The following is a 17351-nucleotide window of genomic DNA, read 5'->3' as shown; positions in this document are numbered from 1 at the left end:
AGGGAAAAGTTCAGGCGCGCAGTGTAACATAAAGGCTCCGGTGCGTTGACACCGGAGCCTTTCAGATTAACGCGGCAGGGCGGTTCCCCATTCACGCCACTCTTTCGGTTCGCTTTCGAGCAGCAGGAAGTGTTTACCCGGCTGCGCTTTCGGCGCCAGCGGCGTGCCCGGCGGCGTGGAAAACGCGATACCGCCGCGAATGAACTGGTTGAAGGTGCCGGTTTTCACCACGCCTCCCGTCAGGCCAAAGTCCAGCGAATAGCCGGATGCCAGCCAGAATACCGAGTTATTACGGACCAGGTGCTGATAGCGTTCGCTGATGCGTAACGCCACCATCACGCGGTCGGAGAGCGTGCCCAGCGTCAGGCCCGTGACCGTACCCACTTCAATACCGCGGAACAGTACCGGGGTGCCGATGCTAAGCGAGCCCGCTTCCGGCACTTCCACCACGATGCTCAGGCCGCCAAGGTAGCGCGAGTCGGTGATCGTGGCTTCCTGCAGCTCGAAATCACGACGGGCATTGCCCTGGCCCGGCTCAACGTTGATGTACGGCTGCAAAATGGTGTCGAGATGCTCAACGCCCGCGGCCGAGATCTGCGGCGTCACCACCGAGAAGCGCGAACCCGTGCGGGCGAAGGTCTGCACATATTCCGGGTAAAGCACGGCGGTGGCCTGCACCTCGTTGCGCGAGGTAATCAGCGTCAGCTTCTGGATCTGCCCGATATCAATGCCCAGATAGCGGATTGGCATGCCTTCCGCCAGCTTACCGGCATCAAACGCGTGCAGGGTAATCTGTCCACCCACGGCGCGCGCGGCGGTTTCGGACGGGAAGAGAATACGCTTATCGCCTTTACGCAGATTCGCGCCCGCGCCGCTGAGGTTATCGAAGCTAATCGCCCCGCGCAGCGCGCGTGACAGCGGGGAGGCCTGCACGGTCAGGCCGTTACCGTTAAGCTGAACTTTTGCGCCGCCTTCGGCCCAGAAGACGCTGTTTGGCGTCAGCAGCTTGCGATACTCCGGCTTGATATGCAGTTCGATATCAAACGCGTCCGCACGCGGGCGAACGGCGATCACTTCCCCGACTTCAAACTTGCGATACAGCACCACGGATCCCGCCTGTACGTCCGGCAGCGTCTCGGCGCTTAGCGTCAGCGTGGTGGTAGGAAGATCGCTCAGGCTGTTTTCAATCGCTTTCTCCAGGTTGGCATACAGCGGATAGCTGTCCCGCACGGGGCCTTTATCGCCGGGCAGAATGCGGATACCGCCGTTAACCCATTCGCTGGCGCTGGCACCGAGGAACTCCACGCCGTCCAGACCCACCTTCACGTCGACGCGACTGTTCACCACGAATTTGCTGTCACCGTGCACCAGGTCGCTGTACTGCGGATCGATGGCAACCGAGAACGTCACGCCATCCGCAGACAGCTTACGCTCCAGCACCTGGCCGACCTGCACGCCGTGTAAAATTAACGGCTGTCCGGCTTCGATACCGTAACTTTCTGGTGCACTCAGGGTGACCGTCACTACGCCCGGCTTTTGCAGCAGGGATTTATCCGCCGGGGCAATCACGAAGCTATTGCTGGGCTCACCTTCGCCGGGGATGAGCTCAAACGTATTGCCGGTCAACAGCGTGCTGAGGCTGGCATCGTTCAGAGAGAGCTTTGGACTGCGCATTTCGATACGCGTTTTCTCGCGCAGGAGATCGACCACGCTCGGGTCGACAGTCATTTCGCCGGTGACCGAGCCGCCCGGGTTGAGCGTCATTTTGGTGAGCTGACCAACCTGCAACCCCTGATACATCAGCGGCGTCGAACCGGCTTTTAGCCCCTTAGCATCGGGCAGGGCGAGTTTGACGAGCACGCCGCGCTGGCTGTGCGCCAGGTCAGCGTACAATCCAAATGAGTCATCCGCGGTGGCAGGGCTTGAATTTTCCGGGGAGTCAAAGGCAATGGCACCATTCACCAGCGCGGCCAGACTCTCCAGCTTCACTTTCGCACCGCTCAGGCTGACGTCCGCATCCACGCCGGAGACGTTCCAGAAGCGGCTGCCTTTTTTCACCAGATTGGTGAAGCGACGCTCGATCAGCACGTCGATGGTGACGCCCTGTTTATTCGGGTTGATCGCGTAATCGTACACGCGGCCAACCGGGATTTTGCGGAAATAGACCAGCGAACCGCTGTTCAGAGAACCGAGATCCGGCGCCTGCAGGTGGATCATTAAATCGCCGTTGTTGAGGCGGTACTTGGGCTGTGTATCCAGGGCAACAAAGTGATCCTGCGGCTCTCCTTTACCCGGCATCATGCCGATATAGTTACCGCCCACGAGCGCATCCAGCCCGGACACGCCGGCCAGAGAGGCTTTCGGCGTCACCAGCCAGAACTGCGTTTCGCTGCGCAGGGCATCCTGCATGTCAGATTTAATACTGACCCGCACCTGAATCTTGTTCAGCCCTTTTCCAAGGGATATGTCCTGAACCGTACCCACTTCAACCCCCTGGAAGCGAACGGGCGTTCGCCCGGCGACGATGCCGTCGGCGGTCTGGAAATCAATGGTGACGGTACTCCCGCGATCTTCATAGCTCGTCCAGATAAGCCAGCCTGCAATCATCAGGGCGATGACGGGCAGCAACCAGAATGGCGAAATGCGGCGTTTTGTTTTAATTCTCGCTTCAGTCGGCGAAGCGGGGGTTTCCTGACTCATGTGCATCCCAAAGTAAGCGGCTATCCAGCCATTCCACAGCAAGAATAGTCAATATCACCGCAGAGCCGAAATAAAAAGCCGCGGGTCCCATTGTAAAAGCAAGTAGCTGGTCGCGATTGATGAGCGACATCATCAGCGAAATCACGAACAGATCTAACATTGACCAGCGGCCAATCCAGGTGACGAACCGCAGCAGCAGAATGCGGGTCCGTAAGCCTTGTTCACACTTAAAGTGAATGCTGATGAGCAGGGTAAACATCACCACCACTTTGGTAAAGGGAACCAGGATACTGGCAATAAAGACGATCGCCGCCACCCCGACGTTGCTGTGCGCAAGGGAGATAATCCCGGAGAGGATAGTATCCTCCTGACGCCCGCCATTCACGTAAATGATGGAAATCGGCAGCATATTGGCTGGGATCAGAAACACCAGGGAGGCGATCAGCGCGGCCCAGCATTTTTGCAGGCTGTTGTTGCGCCGCACTCTCAACGGAATGTGGCACCGCGGGCAGCGACCACGCGCGTCTGGCAGGCCGGTATAGTGACATCCCAGACAGACGCGCAGATTTTCATCAGGACGCGTGGCGGGGCGCTGAGGGTAAAATCGTTCCCAGAGCTGTTCAACGTTCAGGTGGATAAGCGTCAGTATGCTCAGCAATACCAGGCTGATGAAAGCAAAGAGTCCGATGCCGGGCTGCAAAAAGGCGTAGTCCTGTACCTTTATTGACGCAACGCCCACGCCCACCAGATAAATATCCAGCATCACCCACTCTTTGAGCTTATCGAGCATCAGCAGCACCGGGCGAAGGTTCATGCCGAGAATATTGCCAAACCAAAGATAGGCAATGGCGGCGACCAGCACCAGCGGCGCGCCAACGGTGCAGAACAGCACCATGGCAGCGGTGATGGGATCCCCCTGACGGGTCATCTGCCAGATACCCTGCAGCACGTTGGCGTCAATACGTACCCCAAGCAGGTAGAGTTTCAGCAGCGGTTCGCTCCAGGCGAAGGGCATCAGCAGCAGCATGGTGACGGCCATGGCGGCGAGTCGGGTTAGCGACCAGTCGCGACCATCACGAATTTTGGCGTCGCAGCGGGGACAAAAGGCACTTTGGTGCGATTTCATCTTCGGCAACATAAAAAGCGTATCGCACTGGGGGCAACGCTGATAATGTGCACGTGGCAAAGCTTCGCTTACCGTATGGACAGTTATCTTTCTTGTCGGCGTAATTTTGGTTGTTTTTAAGGCCATCAGCTGCGCACAAATAAGTATTGTTGAAAGTTATAATAACTCATGAACGGATTCATCTTGAGCATGAGCGCATTTAATGCTTATTTTAATAGGCTATGCGGTAAATTTGTAAGACAACTAAGTGATTGAATAATGAACAAAACAGAATTCTACGCGGATCTGAACCGCGATTTTAAGGCATTGATGGCGGGTGAGACCAGCTTCTTAGCCACTCTGGCAAATACTAGCGCATTGCTGTTTGAACGTCTCTCTGACGTGAACTGGGCCGGCTTTTACCTCCTGGAAGGTGAAACGCTGGTGCTCGGTCCGTTCCAGGGCAAACTGGCCTGCGTGCGTATTCCGGTAGGGCGTGGCGTATGCGGCACGGCGGTGGCTGAGAATCAGGTCCAGCGTGTGGAAGACGTTCATGCGTTTGACGGGCACATTGCCTGTGATGCTGCCAGTAATTCTGAAATCGTTCTGCCGCTGGTGGTGAAAAATCAGATTATTGGCGTTCTGGATATCGACAGCACGGTCTTCAGTCGCTTTACAACCGAGGACGAACAGGGGCTACGCGAGCTGGTGGCGAATCTGGAAAACGTACTCGCTGCAACCGATTATCAAAAATTCTTTGCGAGCGTCGCAGGATAATCAACGGATAACGTAGCATTTACTGATAGCGTCATTATAATGACGCCTGTTCATGCCTGCGCTTGTTGGCAACGTCCGTTGTAATCAGGAAATTTCATGGAAAATCAACCTAAGTTGAATAGCAGTAAAGAAGTTATCGCATTTCTGGCCGAGCGTTTCCCGCAGTGCTTCAGCGCGGAAGGTGAAGCTCGTCCCCTGAAAGTCGGTATTTTTCAGGATCTGGTGGCGCGTGTTGAAGGGGAAATGAACCTCAGCAAAACTCAGCTGCGTTCCGCCTTACGTCTTTATACTTCGAGCTGGCGTTACCTGTACGGTATCAAAGCTGGCGCGACCCGCGTGGATCTCGACGGCAACCCGTGTGGTGAGCTGGACGAGCAGCACGTTGAGCACGCGCGCAAGCAGCTTGAAGAAGCCAAAGCACGCGTTCAGGCACAACGTGCAGAACAGCAGGCGAAAAAACGCGAAGCCGCAGCGGCAAACGGCCAGGAAGAAGCGCCTCGTCGTGAGCGTAAACCACGCCCTGCGCCGCGTCGTCACGATAATAACGATCGCAAACCGCGTGCAGACAAACCAGCAGCAAAAGCCCCGCGTGCCCCTCGTGAAGAGCCGCGCCATACGCCGGTTTCTGACATTAACGCCCTGAGCGTAGGTCAGGCGCTGAAGGTAAAAGCGGGTAACAATGCTATGGACGCCACCGTACTGGAAATCACCAAAGATGGCGTTCGTGTACAGCTGACTTCTGGTATGTCAATGATTGTACGCGCAGAACACTTGTTGTTCTGAAACGGAGGCCAAGCCTGGCATGAACACTTTTTTTAAGCTCACCGCGCTGGCGGGCCTGTTTGCCATAACAGGTCACGCTTTTGCAGTGGACGATATCACGCGTGTTGATCAAATTCCGGTACTCAAGGAAGAGACGCAGCACGCGACGGTGAGCGAGCGCGTGACCTCACGTTTTACCCGCTCGCACTATCGTCAGTTCGATCTCGATCAGGCCTTTTCGGCCAAAATCTTTGACCGCTATCTGAACTTGCTGGATTACAGCCATAACGTTTTGCTCGCCAGCGATGTCGAGCAGTTCGCTAAGCGCAAATCCGAGGTGGGTGACGAGTTGCGTTCAGGCAAGCTGGATCTGTTCTACGATCTCTACAACCTGTCGCAAAAGCGCCGCTTTGAACGCTATCAGTACGCGCTGAAAGTGCTGGAACGTCCGATGGACTTCACCGGCACTGACACCTTTAATCTGGATCGCAGTAAAGCACCCTGGCCGAAAGATGAGGCCGAGTTGAATGCGCTGTGGGACGGTAAAGTTAAATACGACGAACTGAGTCTTAAGCTGACCGGCAAAGACGAAAAAGAGATCCGTGACACGCTGACGCGTCGTTACAAATTCGCCATTCGTCGTCTGGCCCAGACCAACAGTGAGGATGTCTTCTCGCTGGCCATGACCGCCTTTGCTCACGAAATCGATCCGCACACCAACTATCTCTCTCCGCGCAACACCGAACAGTTCAATACCGAGATGAGCCTGTCTCTGGAAGGTATCGGCGCGGTGCTGCAGATGGACGATGATTACACGGTGATCAATTCCATGGTCGCGGGTGGCCCGGCATCCAAAAGCAAAGCGATTAGCGTAGGCGATCGCATTGTGGGTGTAGGACAAACCGGCCAGAACATGGTCGACGTGATCGGCTGGCGTCTCGATGACGTGGTTGCGCTGATCAAAGGTCCGAAAGGCAGCAAGGTTCGTCTGGAAATTCTGCCTGCCGGTAAAGGCACCAAAACCCGTATCGTTACCCTGACCCGCGAGCGTATCCGTCTGGAAGACCGCGCGGTGAAAATGTCGGTGAAAACCGTGGGTAAAGAGAAGGTGGGTGTTCTGGATATTCCTGGCTTCTACGTGGGGCTGACTGACGATGTGAAGGTACAGCTGCAGAAGCTTGAAAAGCAGAACGTCAGCAGCATTATCATCGACCTGCGCAGTAACGGCGGCGGGGCGCTGACGGAAGCGGTTTCACTCTCCGGTCTGTTCATTCCATCAGGTCCTGTGGTTCAGGTGCGCGATAACAACGGTAAAGTGCGTGAAGATGCCGACAACGACGGTGTGGTCTACTACAAAGGCCCGCTGGTGGTCCTGGTTGACCGCTTCAGTGCTTCCGCGTCTGAAATCTTTGCCGCTGCAATGCAGGACTATGGCCGCGCGCTGATTGTCGGTGAGCCAACCTTCGGAAAAGGCACCGTTCAGCAATATCGCTCTCTGAATCGTATTTACGATCAGATGCTGCGTCCGGAATGGCCTGCGCTGGGCTCGGTTCAGTACACCATTCAGAAATTCTACCGCGTGAACGGCGGCAGTACGCAGCGTAAGGGCGTAACGCCGGACATCATGATGCCGACAGGCACAGAAGAGACGGAAACCGGCGAGAAGTTTGAAGATAACGCCTTGCCGTGGGACAGCATCAATGCCGCGACCTACGTGAAAGCGGGTGATATGACGCAATTTGGCCCAGAACTGCTGAAAGCGCATAACGACCGCATCGCGAAAGATCCGGAGTTCCAGTACATCATGAAGGACATTGCACGATTCAATGCCCTGAAAGATAAGCGGAATATCGTTTCTCTGAACTACGCACAGCGTGAGAAAGAGAACAACGAAGACGATGCAACCCGCCTGGCGCGTATCAACGATCGCTTCAAGCGCGAAGGCAAGCCTCTGCTCAAGAAACTGGACGATCTGCCAAAAGATTACCATGAGCCGGATCCGTATCTGGACGAGACGGTGCATATTGCTCTCGACCTGGCGAATCAGGAAAAAGAGAAACCAGCCGTACAGCCCGCTCCGGCAAAATAACCTCCCAACAGGCACAAGAAATTGTGCCTGTTTCTTTTTGTTCTGCATCCTTCCGTCAGCCAGATTTCCAATTGTGTAAAGTTGTGTCTTTCTGGTGACTTACGCCCGCCGGATGCTTGAAAATAGACGCAATACCCATACGATGTGGGTAATCGCATAGTGCGTTTTGTTAAACTGAGGTAAAAAGAAAATTATGATGCGAATCGCGCTCTTCCTGCTCACCAACCTGGCGGTCATGGTGGTTTTCGGGCTCGTGCTAAGCCTGACAGGAATTCAGTCGAGCAGCGTTCAGGGTCTGTTGATTATGGCGCTGCTGTTTGGTTTTGGTGGCTCGTTCATCTCCCTGCTGATGTCGAAGTGGATGGCACTGAAATCGGTGGGTGGTGAGGTTATTGAACAGCCGCGTAACGATATGGAACAGTGGCTGATGAATACGGTGGCTCAGCAATCCCGTCAGGCCGGGATCGCCATGCCGCAGGTGGCGATTTACCATGCCCCGGACATCAACGCTTTCGCCACGGGCGCCCGTCGCGATGCGTCACTGGTTGCCGTCAGCACCGGATTGCTGCAGAACATGAGTCGTGACGAAGCCGAAGCGGTTATTGCTCACGAAATCAGCCATATCGCCAACGGTGACATGGTGACCATGACCCTGATTCAGGGCGTGGTGAACACCTTCGTGATCTTCATCTCCCGTATTCTGGCGCAGATCGCGGCAGGCTTTATGGGCGGAAACCGTGACGAAGGTGAAGAGAGCAACGGCAACCCGCTGATCTACTTCGCCGTTTCGATGGTTCTGGAACTGGTATTCGGTATTCTGGCCAGCATCATCACCATGTGGTTCTCCCGCCACCGTGAATTCCACGCGGATGCCGGCTCGGCGAAGCTGGTTGGTCGTGAGAAGATGATTGCCGCGCTGCAGCGTCTGAAAACCAGCTATGAGCCGCAGGAAGCGAACAGCATGATGGCCTTCTGCATTAACGGTAAATCCAAATCGCTGAGCGAGCTGTTTATGTCTCACCCGCCGCTGGATAAACGTATCGAAGCGCTGCGCAGTGGGGAATACCTGAAGTAACGCTAAGAACCCTAATAAGCCGGGCAGGAGAACTCTCCGCCCGGCTTTTTTTATGCCTGAACCCTGGGCTGGGTCACACGCAGGCCGCTGACGACCGCCGCGAGCGAGGCAAGGGCACCTGCGGTGAGAAGCGCAACATGGTTGCCGTTTTGCCCGGCGAGGTTAAACATCAGGGCGACCAGCGCCGCGCCGCTGCTTTGCCCCAGAAGGCGAGCGGTTCCCAGCATGCCGCTGGCACCTCCGCTGCGATGGCGCGGCGCGGAGGTGATGATGGTGTGATTGTTAGGGGACTGGAACAGGCCAAACCCTGCGCCGCACAGGATCATGCGCCAGATGATGTCCAGATCGGTTGGCGAGGACGGTAGCAGTGCCAGCGCGAAAAGGCCTGTCGCCATCACCGCAAGCCCCAATGCTCCCAGGAAACCGGCATGGACGCGTTCAATTAAGTAACCTGCCAGCGGCGCCATCACCATGGTCGCCAGCGGCCAGGGGGTTAACAGCAGGCCGGTCTCCACTTCTGAACGGCCGACCACGCTCTGCAGAAAGAAGGGCAGAGAAACCAGAGCCAGCATTTGGGCGCAGAACGAGCAGACAGACGTGCAAATGGAGAGGGAAAAGAGGGGAATACGCAGCAGATCGACCGGCAGTAAAGGCACAGGGAGAGTGAGCTGGCGGCGAACAAAGAAGAAGCCGATCGCCAGCAGGGCGATGAGCTCCGCGGCGGTAAGCATCAGAGACTGTCCCTGCGCAAAGCCGCTCAGCGCCGTAATCAGCAGGCCAAAGGTCAGGGCATTCATCACCGCACTCGCCACATCGAATCGCGGCATGGTGCTTTTAGGGCCGTTAGCGGGAAGAAAGCGCAGGGCAAAGAATATAGCGACAATGCCCAGCGGCACGTTAATAGCAAACAGCCATTGCCATGACGCAACGGAAAGGATCGCCGCCGCAATAGTTGGCCCGGCGGCGGAAGAGACGGCGACAATAAACGAGTTTATCCCCATGCCGCGCCCCAGATGACGCTGCGGATAAATTAAGCGGATCAACGCCGTGTTTACGCTCATGAGCGCCGCGCCGCCAAAACCCTGCGCGATGCGGGCAAGCGTCAGGGTATGCAGTGAATCTGAAAGGGCGCATAGCAAGGACGTGAAGGTGAAAACCACCAGACCGCACTGATACACCCGACGGTAACCGAACATATCGCCCAGGAAAGAGAACGAGAGCAGGGAAACCACAATCGCAATCTGATAGGCGTTAACGATCCATATCGAACTGGCGGGAGAGGCATGCAGGTCGCTGGCGATGGTTGGCAGGGCAACGTTCGCAATTGCGCCGTCAAGGACGGCCATTGAGATACCGATAATGATGGTCGCTATAGCGCCATACCGCTGGGGTAAAGGCAGGCCATCGGAAAGGGTCTTTTCCATTAGGATTAAAAAAGCTCAGCGTGAAATTATTCTCAGGGTAACTATTTTAGCATTGTTACAGCTGCGATATGTCGCAGATTTGTAACGAAGTAAACGTGGATTGATTGCAGGTGACATGACGGGAACTTATAATAAAAACCGGTTCTGATTTTTATAAAACACTCTCTATGAGGTGGTAAATGGCTATTGCGGATTTGGATAAACAGCCAGATTCTGTTTCTTCCGTGCTGAAGGTGTTTGGCATCTTACAGGCGCTGGGGGAAGAGCGTGAAATAGGTATTACAGAGTTGTCGCAGCGCGTGATGATGTCTAAAAGCACCGTATATCGCTTTTTGCAAACCATGAAGTCGCTGGGCTACGTTGCCCAGGAAGGCGAATCTGAAAAATACTCTCTGACGCTGAAGTTGTTTGAGCTGGGCGCCCGTGCGCTACAAAATGTTGACCTGATCCGCAGCGCCGATATTCAGATGCGTGAAATCTCTCGCCTGACCAAAGAGACCATCCATCTCGGTGCGCTGGATGAAGACAGCATTGTTTACATCCATAAAATCGACTCCATGTACAATCTGCGCATGTACTCGCGCATTGGTCGTCGCAACCCGCTCTACAGCACCGCGATTGGTAAGGTTCTGCTGGCGTGGCGCGATCGTGAAGAAGTGAAGCAGATCCTTGAAGGCGTGGAATACAAGCAAAGTACTTCACGAACCATTACCAGCACTGACGCGCTGTTAACGGTGCTCGATTGCGTACGCGAGCAGGGGTATGGCGAAGATAACGAAGAGCAGGAAGAAGGGCTGCGCTGCATCGGCGTTCCGGTGTTTGACCGCTTTGGCGTAGTAATCGCGGGCTTAAGTATCTCCTTCCCAACCTTACGCTTCTCCGAAGAGCGCCTGCATGAGTATGTGGCTATTCTGCACACTGCCGCACGTAAGATTTCTGAACAAATGGGTTATCACGACTACCCGTTTTAATCTCTGCTCGCATAAAAAAACGCCGCATCTGTTGCGGCGTTTTTTATATCAGTCATGTCACCGGCTGATTAGCCATTATCAATCACGACGGATGTCTTTCGCAGGACCGGACAGTTGGTCAAGCCAACGATCCCGCTGTCAGTATGCAAATATTGCGCAGTGCTCACGCCCTGTGCTGTTAAATATTTAAATTGAATCCCTAACCCGGCTGCGTTTTCGGTGCTTCCCACAAGCACGCCATAACCCGTAAGCAGAAGGCCAATCCAGACGATGGCCAGCGCAATAATTGTTCGAATGATTAAGCGCATCATTAACCTCTTTTGTCGTTGTTATCATAAAGCTAGCCTAAACGGTTTACACGATGAAACAAGTGCAGGATTCTGAAAAAAGTGCGATGGCGGTACAGTTAGTCCTTGTTTAAGATAAGCGTGATAACCTCGTTACATCAGGTTTTTAGACGGAGTGTGGAGTGAAAAAAATACGCTGGGTAATTCTGATTATCGTGCTGATAGCGTGCGTGGTGTTATGGACGCAGACGATCAATGTGATGTGCGATCAGGATGTACAGTTTTTTAGCGGCGTTTGCGCAATCAATAAGTTTATTCCGTGGTAATACGCATTTTTTCTCAAGGTGATTTCCTTCCTTCGCGCCAGTGGTAAAATAGACGTTTTTATTGAGGTGGTGAAATGGGTGAGTTACTGAATTCAGGGCTGCTGAATATGGCATCCCTGATGATTTCTTTGGTTGTTCTGCTTGTGGGCCTGGTCATTTGGTTTTTCGTGAACCGCGCCAGTTCCCGTACTAACGAGCAGATTGAACTGCTGGAAGCGCTGCTCGATCAGCAAAAACGTCAGAATGCGCTGCTACGCCGTCTGTGTGAGGCTAACGAACCGGAAGAGAAAGACGCGCCGAAAGACGCGGTCGCTGAAGATAGCAAAGACGAAGACGACTTTATCCGCCTGGTGGCTGAGCGTTAATCTTTTTATGCTGGGAGGTGGCTGTGGTCTGGAAAAATCCCTGGTATGACCCCTCCCTGAAACATCACACCCCGAACGGTTTTCGTAATACCGATCCTGTCGGACATCAACCCGGCGATCTTGACCGCTGGCGTAAAGCGCGTAAAGAGGCCGGTTTACCGAAGCCACCCGCGCTGGGCTATGAAGACTTTATCCAACAGTGGTGGCAACCGGTTGAGCTTACGCAACCTCATGAAGATGGGGTATGGTGGCTGGGACACGCGAGCGTAATGCTGCAGCTGGACGGCAATATCATCCTTACCGATCCGGTTTTTTCACGGCGCGCTTCTCCACTCCCTTTCCTGGGACCACAGCGCAAAACGCCTCCCGCGCTGTCAGTCAGTCAACTCAATCAGCTTGATGCGGTCGTCATCTCCCATAATCATTACGATCATCTTGATGATGCGACCATTCGCCGTATTCTCAAACGCTTCCCCGAGGTCAGTTTTTTTGTTCCGCTGGGCCTGGCCGACTGGTTTCGCCGCCGTGGGGCAAAACGCGTGGTTGAGCTCGACTGGTGGCAGAGCTTTACCTGGCAGGGGATGACGCTGACCGCCGTACCGGCACAGCACTGGAGTATGCGCACGCCATGGAACCGCAATCGCTCATTATGGTGCGGCTGGGTTATGGAAGGTCGACATCATCGTTTCTGGTTCAGCGGAGATACGGGGTATTCGCCTGAACTGCTGTTGATACCTGAACGCGTTGGCCATATCGATGCTGCCGCGTTACCAATAGGTGCCTATGCCCCACGATGGTTCATGGCTGTCCATCATATGGATCCGCAATCTGCGGTGGCATTGTGGCAGCAGCTGGGTTGTCCTCTGGCGTTTCCCATTCACTGGGGCGTGTTTGAACTGGCAGATGAAGCCCTCGATGAACCTGTGCGGGAGTTAACTGACGCGCTAGATAATTTAGCACCGGTTAATCATTCTTTCAGGATACTGAAAGTTGGTGAATATTTATCCTTATAAACGAAGCGATAACGTAGTGCATATATTCTGTATGTAAACGCGTGCAGGAATGTTTTATTTTTATCGAAACGTTTTGCTTGCCTTCTTTTGATGCAGAGTCATAAAAATTTCATTATTTTGGTGCATAACACTGTTTATTAGCTGGTGCATTTTAATACAGTTCGGCGCGGGTTATTAACAGTGTTTTTTCTCTGAAACAATTTGGTCGCGTTACAATGATTTAAGCATAAGTTTTCACAAATTGTTCTAACTCAATCAGGACGTAAGATTTCTTTTCCCGGTTGCTGGACGCTTCGTAATGATTGAGCTATGTTAAAAAAGTCTTAGATTACAGCGCTTGTGAAAGCAACGCTGGGTCTTTGTTACGCAGCAGAGCTGTCTGTGAGTGATGCGCATAATTGTGCAAAACCTGACAGGCACTGTTCGAATTTGTGCGGCGGATCGAGACATGTTTAAAAATGGCTTGCCATATTAAACATAGTGTGTGATAACACGTTTTGGGTCAAACGAGGTACAGTTCTGTTTATGTGTGGCATTTTCAGTAAAGAAGTCCTGAGTAAACACGTTGTCGTTGAATACCGCTTCTCTGCCGAACCTTATATTAGTGCCTCATGCAGTAATGTCTCAGTTTTATCTCAGTTAATGCCTGCGGGCTAAGAAAACACTCTAAGGAATTTTGCAAAATGGCAAAGATTAAAGGTCAAGTTAAGTGGTTCAACGAGTCTAAAGGTTTTGGTTTCATTACTCCTGCTGACGGCAGCAAAGACGTGTTCGTACACTTCTCTGCAATCCAGGGTAACGGCTTCAAAACTCTGGCTGAAGGCCAGAACGTTGAGTTCGAAATTCAGGATGGCCAGAAAGGCCCAGCTGCAGTTAACGTAACTGCTATCTGATCGAACCGCTGCTGACTGAAGCGCTTAGCACTTCAATCTCAGACATAAAGCCTCGCATAACGCGGGGCTTTTTTATGTCCCTTATCTTTCAAAATATTACCATTCGCGGTCTTGTTAGTAACTTGTTGCAAAGCTGCGAGGTTAGTAGCACTGTTTTGCCACCTTAAACCCATCTTTTCCCGTTAAATCAGGGCGTTGTTTAACAGTCCTGGGGTTCAGGTGAAGAAGAAATTGATAACGACCGCTGGCAATTTCACGCCAGCGCGTTTTGTGCTGCTCTGTTTAGCTATTTTTTGTAGTCTGGCTTTTTTGCTGGGCCGCGTTGCCTGGCTGCAAATCATCAAGCCTGACAATCTGGTGAAGCAGGAAGATATGCGCTCCCTTCGCCAGCTGGCGATTGATGCGCCGCGCGGCATGATAATGGATCGCGAAGGTCGCCCCCTGGCGGTGAGCGTGCCCGTCCGGGCCGTCTGGGCCGATCCTAAAACGGTGCTGGCAAAAGGAGGCGTTGGCATTGACGAACGCTGGCAGGCGTTGGCAAGTGCGCTGCATCTCTCCCTGGGCACACTTTCGGCGCGAATCAACGCCAACCCGCAGGGGCGTTTTATTTATCTTGCCCGTCAGGTCGATCCCGCACAGGCAAAGTGGATCGATAAGCTGAATCTGCCCGGCATCAATTTACGCGATGAATCCCGCCGTTTTTATCCTGCCGGCCATGTGGCAGCGAACCTGATTGGCTTCACCAATATTGACGGGCAGGGCATTGAAGGCGTGGAAAAAAGCTTTAACGCGCAGCTGACCGGCAAAGCCGGAGTACGGCAGGTAAGGGAAGACCGCTACGGTCGCGTGGTTGAAAACCTGACGGAAGTGGCGCCCGCGCCGGCGCATAACATCCAGTTAAGTATCGACGAGCGGCTGCAAACCATCACCGAAGATGCGCTCGATAATGCCGTGGCCTGGAACAAGGCCGAGTCTGGTGCATCGGTGCTAATTAATATCCCAACCGGGGAAATACTCGCCATGGCGAGCTATCCGGATTTCAACCCCAATAATCGGGAAGGCGCGACGATAAACGATTTTCGTAATCGCGCCATCAGCGATACGTTCGAACCCGGTTCGACGGTCAAGCCGCTGGTGCTGATGACGGCTCTACAGCAGGGCCTGGTCCAGCCGGACAGTGTGATTGACACTCACCCGTACACCCTTGCCGGGCATCGTATCCGCGACGTGGGCTATTATCCTGAACTGACGATGACCGGGATCCTGCAAAAATCGAGCGACACCGGCGTTTCCCGACTCTCCCTGGCAATGCCTGTCCAGCATCTTATTGATACCTATAGAAACTTTGGGTTTGGCACGAATACGGGGCTTGGCTTAACGGGCGAGAGCTCGGGGCTGTTGCCAAATCGTAAATACTGGAGCCAGCTCGATCGTGCGACCTTTGCCTTCGGCTACGGGCTGATGGTGACGCCGCTCCAGCTGGCGCACGTCTACGCCACGATCGGCGGCTTCGGGCTCGAGCGACCTCTCTCGATTACGCGTATCGATCCACCCGTTATCGGGCACCGCGTCATGCCGGAAGAGATCGCGCACGAGGTGGAGCACATGATGGAGAGCGTTGCGCTGCCCGGCGGCGGGGGCGTTAAGGCCGCCGTTCGTGATTACCGGGTGGCGGTGAAAACCGGTACGGCGAAGAAAATTGACGACAGCGGGAAGTACGTCGATAAATACGTCGCCTATACGGCCGGCGTTGCGCCCGCCAGCGATCCGCGTTTTGCCCTGGTGGTGGTGATTAACGATCCGCAAAATGGCGCCTACTACGGCGGTGCCGTTTCCGCGCCTGTCTTCAGCGAGATTATGGGTAACGTGCTGCGTCTGGAGAATGTGAAACCTGACGGGTTACCGGCGGGCTCCGATCACCTTATCGTTATGCGTTAACCGGGCGTTTATAACCAGGGCGAATAGCGGTACACTTCGCCCTTTGATTATGCTCCGGAGTCACCATGTCCTTCAGCTGTCCCCTTTGCCACGCCCCCCTGACGCATTCAGATAAAAGTTATACCTGTCCGCAGGGGCATCAGTTTGATATGGCAAAAGAAGGCTACGTGAATCTTCTGCCGGTGCAGCATAAGCGCTCCCGCGATCCAGGCGACAGTGCAGAGATGATGCAGGCGCGCCGCGCGTTTCTGGATGCCGGGCACTATCTGCCGCTGCGGGAGACCGTCGCGCAGATGCTGAATGACATCCTGCCGGGTTCAGCCACCGCCATGCTCGATATCGGCTGCGGGGAAGGGTACTACACCGCACGCTTTGCCGGGATCGCCCGTGAGAAGGGCGCGTTGACATTCGGTCTTGACGTGTCGAAAGTGGCCATTCGCGCGGCGGCAAAGCGTTACGCGGACGTGACGTTCTGCGTGGCATCCAGCCACCGGCTGCCGTTTGACGATGCCAGCATGGACGCTGTTATCCGCATTTACGCGCCCTGCAAGGCGGAAGAGCTGGCTCGCGTGGTGAAGCCGGGCGGATGGGTGGTCACCGTAACGCCGGGCCCGCGTCATCTGATGGAGCTGAAAGGGCTGATCTACGACGAAGTGCGTCTCCATGCCCCTCATTCTGAACAGCTGGCCGGTTTTAGCCTGAAGCAGGAGCAAAGCGTGGCGTATGAAATGACGCTGAAAGGAGAAGAGGCAACCGCGTTGCTGCAGATGACGCCGTTCGCGTGGCGGGCAAAACCGGAAGTGTGGGAAGCGTTAGCTGTACAATCAATATTTAACTGCCAGACGGATTTCAGTATCCACGTCTGGCAGCGCGAGGATTAACCGGCGAAGTGTGCCCAGAGGATCTGGGCACCAATGCCAATCAGCACAATTCCTCCCAGGATCTCGGCGCGTTTACCCAGCAGCGGGCCGATAAACCGTCCGACCATCATGCCCAGCGTGGACATGATCAGCGTTGCGCAGCCGATGGCCAGCGCGGTGGCAATAATATTGACCTGCAGGAATGCCAGACCGACGCCGACGGCCATCGCATCAAGGCTGGTGGCAATCGCCGTGGTGACCAGCAGCCAGAACCCGTGGCGGTGCTGCGGTTCCTCGTCTTCATCATCACCGCCGCGAAAACCTTCAATCACCATTCGGCCGCCGAGAAACACCAGCAGTACGAAGGCAATCCAGTGGTTCCACTCCAGCACGAACTGGCTGGCGAGCATGCCAAGTCCCCAACCGATAAGCGGCGTAAGCGTTTCGATAGCACCAAAAATGAGGCCGGTACGCAGGGCTTCTGAGAACTTAGGTTTGTGGAGCGTGGCGCCTTTTCCGATGGAAGCAGCAAATGCGTCCATGGACATGCCAAAAGCGAGAAGGATCGTAGCGGAGATATTCATAACAGCGTCCAGACCGGGGATATCCATATGACACATCACTGCCCCCAGTAAACAGCAGTTGATGTATCTATGGTCTCGCCTGATCGCGCCGCACATAAGATGTGCTGTCAGCGATCCGTACGCGCCACGTTTTTCAACGAGTATGTTGACACGTACATTTCCTGCGAACAGGAAATCGGCTA

At 54.4% G+C, this 17351-nt stretch carries 16 protein-coding genes and 1 pseudogene; 12 read left to right on the top strand and 5 right to left on the bottom strand.

The genetic code is table 11. The features are described from left to right. Positions 1 to 66: 66 nt before the first annotated feature. Positions 67 to 2700, bottom strand: a complete 2634-nt coding sequence (locus ACJ69_RS09000; protein ID WP_054829579.1) for a PqiB family protein — start codon at positions 2698 to 2700, stop codon at positions 67 to 69. Next, entirely contained in the window at positions 2669 to 3952 is a 1284-nt protein-coding gene (gene yebS, locus ACJ69_RS08995) for a membrane integrity lipid transport subunit YebS (protein WP_059346922.1), read from the bottom strand. The genes ACJ69_RS09000 and yebS overlap by 32 nt, the downstream gene beginning before the upstream one ends. A gap of 132 nt (positions 3953 to 4084) precedes the next feature. Between yebS and ACJ69_RS08990 the strand changes: the two genes are divergently transcribed. The 4 genes from ACJ69_RS08990 to htpX all read left to right on the top strand — a co-directional run bounded on the left by ACJ69_RS08990 (position 4085) and on the right by htpX (position 8508). Beyond that, complete coding sequence (locus ACJ69_RS08990) at positions 4085 to 4582, top strand: GAF domain-containing protein (RefSeq protein WP_008500476.1); 498 nt, start codon at positions 4085 to 4087, stop codon at positions 4580 to 4582. A 96-nt stretch (positions 4583 to 4678) separates the two neighbouring features. Continuing rightward, the gene (gene proQ / locus ACJ69_RS08985) at positions 4679 to 5365 is read left to right on the top strand and encodes an RNA chaperone ProQ (protein WP_023336085.1); all 687 of its coding nucleotides are present in this window, start codon (positions 4679 to 4681) and stop codon (positions 5363 to 5365) included. Positions 5366 to 5384: 19 nt separating this feature from the next. Continuing rightward, entirely contained in the window at positions 5385 to 7433 is a 2049-nt protein-coding gene (gene prc / locus ACJ69_RS08980; protein ID WP_059346921.1) for a carboxy terminal-processing peptidase, read from the top strand. Between the two features lie 193 nt (positions 7434 to 7626). Continuing rightward, positions 7627 to 8508 carry a protease HtpX gene (gene htpX / locus ACJ69_RS08975; RefSeq protein ID WP_014884290.1) on the top strand — a complete coding sequence of 294 codons (882 nt, stop codon included), beginning with the start codon at positions 7627 to 7629 and terminating at the stop codon, positions 8506 to 8508. A gap of 50 nt (positions 8509 to 8558) precedes the next feature. On the opposite strand, the gene ACJ69_RS08970 is transcribed toward htpX, so the two are convergent. Further along, positions 8559 to 9932, bottom strand: coding sequence for an MFS transporter (locus ACJ69_RS08970; protein WP_059346920.1), 1374 nt, complete (start codon positions 9930 to 9932; stop codon positions 8559 to 8561). 179 nt (positions 9933 to 10111) lie between these two features. Here ACJ69_RS08970 and kdgR point away from each other — a divergent pair, with 179 nt between their 5' ends. Then, complete coding sequence (gene kdgR, locus ACJ69_RS08965; protein ID WP_054829577.1) at positions 10112 to 10903, top strand: DNA-binding transcriptional regulator KdgR; 792 nt, start codon at positions 10112 to 10114, stop codon at positions 10901 to 10903. A 68-nt stretch (positions 10904 to 10971) separates the two neighbouring features. Here kdgR and ACJ69_RS08960 read toward each other — a convergent pair whose 3' ends face one another. Next, on the bottom strand, positions 10972 to 11211 hold the full coding sequence (locus ACJ69_RS08960) for a YobH family protein (protein WP_054829576.1): 240 nt from the start codon (positions 11209 to 11211) through the stop codon (positions 10972 to 10974). Between the two features lie 161 nt (positions 11212 to 11372). Between ACJ69_RS08960 and mgrB the strand changes: the two genes are divergently transcribed. From mgrB to rlmA, 7 genes and pseudogenes are all read left to right on the top strand, one after another. After that, complete coding sequence (mgrB, locus tag ACJ69_RS08955) at positions 11373 to 11516, top strand: PhoP/PhoQ regulator MgrB (RefSeq protein ID WP_006175995.1); 144 nt, start codon at positions 11373 to 11375, stop codon at positions 11514 to 11516. Between the two features lie 74 nt (positions 11517 to 11590). Then, positions 11591 to 11881 (top strand): YebO family protein, encoded by a 291-nt coding sequence (locus ACJ69_RS08950; RefSeq protein ID WP_029741994.1) that lies wholly within the window; start codon positions 11591 to 11593, stop codon positions 11879 to 11881. A gap of 23 nt (positions 11882 to 11904) precedes the next feature. Then, positions 11905 to 12894, top strand: a complete 990-nt coding sequence (locus ACJ69_RS08945; protein WP_059346919.1) for an MBL fold metallo-hydrolase — start codon at positions 11905 to 11907, stop codon at positions 12892 to 12894. Between the two features lie 525 nt (positions 12895 to 13419). Beyond that, positions 13420 to 13564: pseudogene (locus ACJ69_RS08940) on the top strand (DUF2627 domain-containing protein). 13 nt (positions 13565 to 13577) lie between these two features. Then, positions 13578 to 13787 carry a transcription antiterminator/RNA stability regulator CspE gene (cspE, locus tag ACJ69_RS08935; RefSeq protein ID WP_001062678.1) on the top strand — a complete coding sequence of 70 codons (210 nt, stop codon included), beginning with the start codon at positions 13578 to 13580 and terminating at the stop codon, positions 13785 to 13787. Positions 13788 to 14006: 219 nt separating this feature from the next. Beyond that, on the top strand, positions 14007 to 15725 hold the full coding sequence (gene ftsI / locus ACJ69_RS08930) for a peptidoglycan glycosyltransferase FtsI (RefSeq protein WP_047647460.1): 1719 nt from the start codon (positions 14007 to 14009) through the stop codon (positions 15723 to 15725). Between the two features lie 65 nt (positions 15726 to 15790). Continuing rightward, a complete protein-coding gene (gene rlmA, locus ACJ69_RS08925) occupies positions 15791 to 16606 on the top strand; it encodes a 23S rRNA (guanine(745)-N(1))-methyltransferase (RefSeq protein ID WP_059346918.1) in 816 nt (271 codons plus the stop codon). Here rlmA and mntP read toward each other — a convergent pair. After that, a complete protein-coding gene (mntP, locus tag ACJ69_RS08920) occupies positions 16603 to 17169 on the bottom strand; it encodes a manganese efflux pump MntP (RefSeq protein WP_029741998.1) in 567 nt (188 codons plus the stop codon). The two genes, rlmA and mntP, sit on opposite strands and share 4 nt — an antisense overlap. Positions 17170 to 17351: the final 182 nt, after the last annotated feature.

The organism is Enterobacter asburiae (genome assembly GCF_001521715.1).
Taxonomy (GTDB): Bacteria; Pseudomonadota; Gammaproteobacteria; order Enterobacterales; family Enterobacteriaceae; genus Enterobacter; species Enterobacter asburiae.
This window is presented reverse-complemented; position numbering and strand designations above follow the sequence as displayed.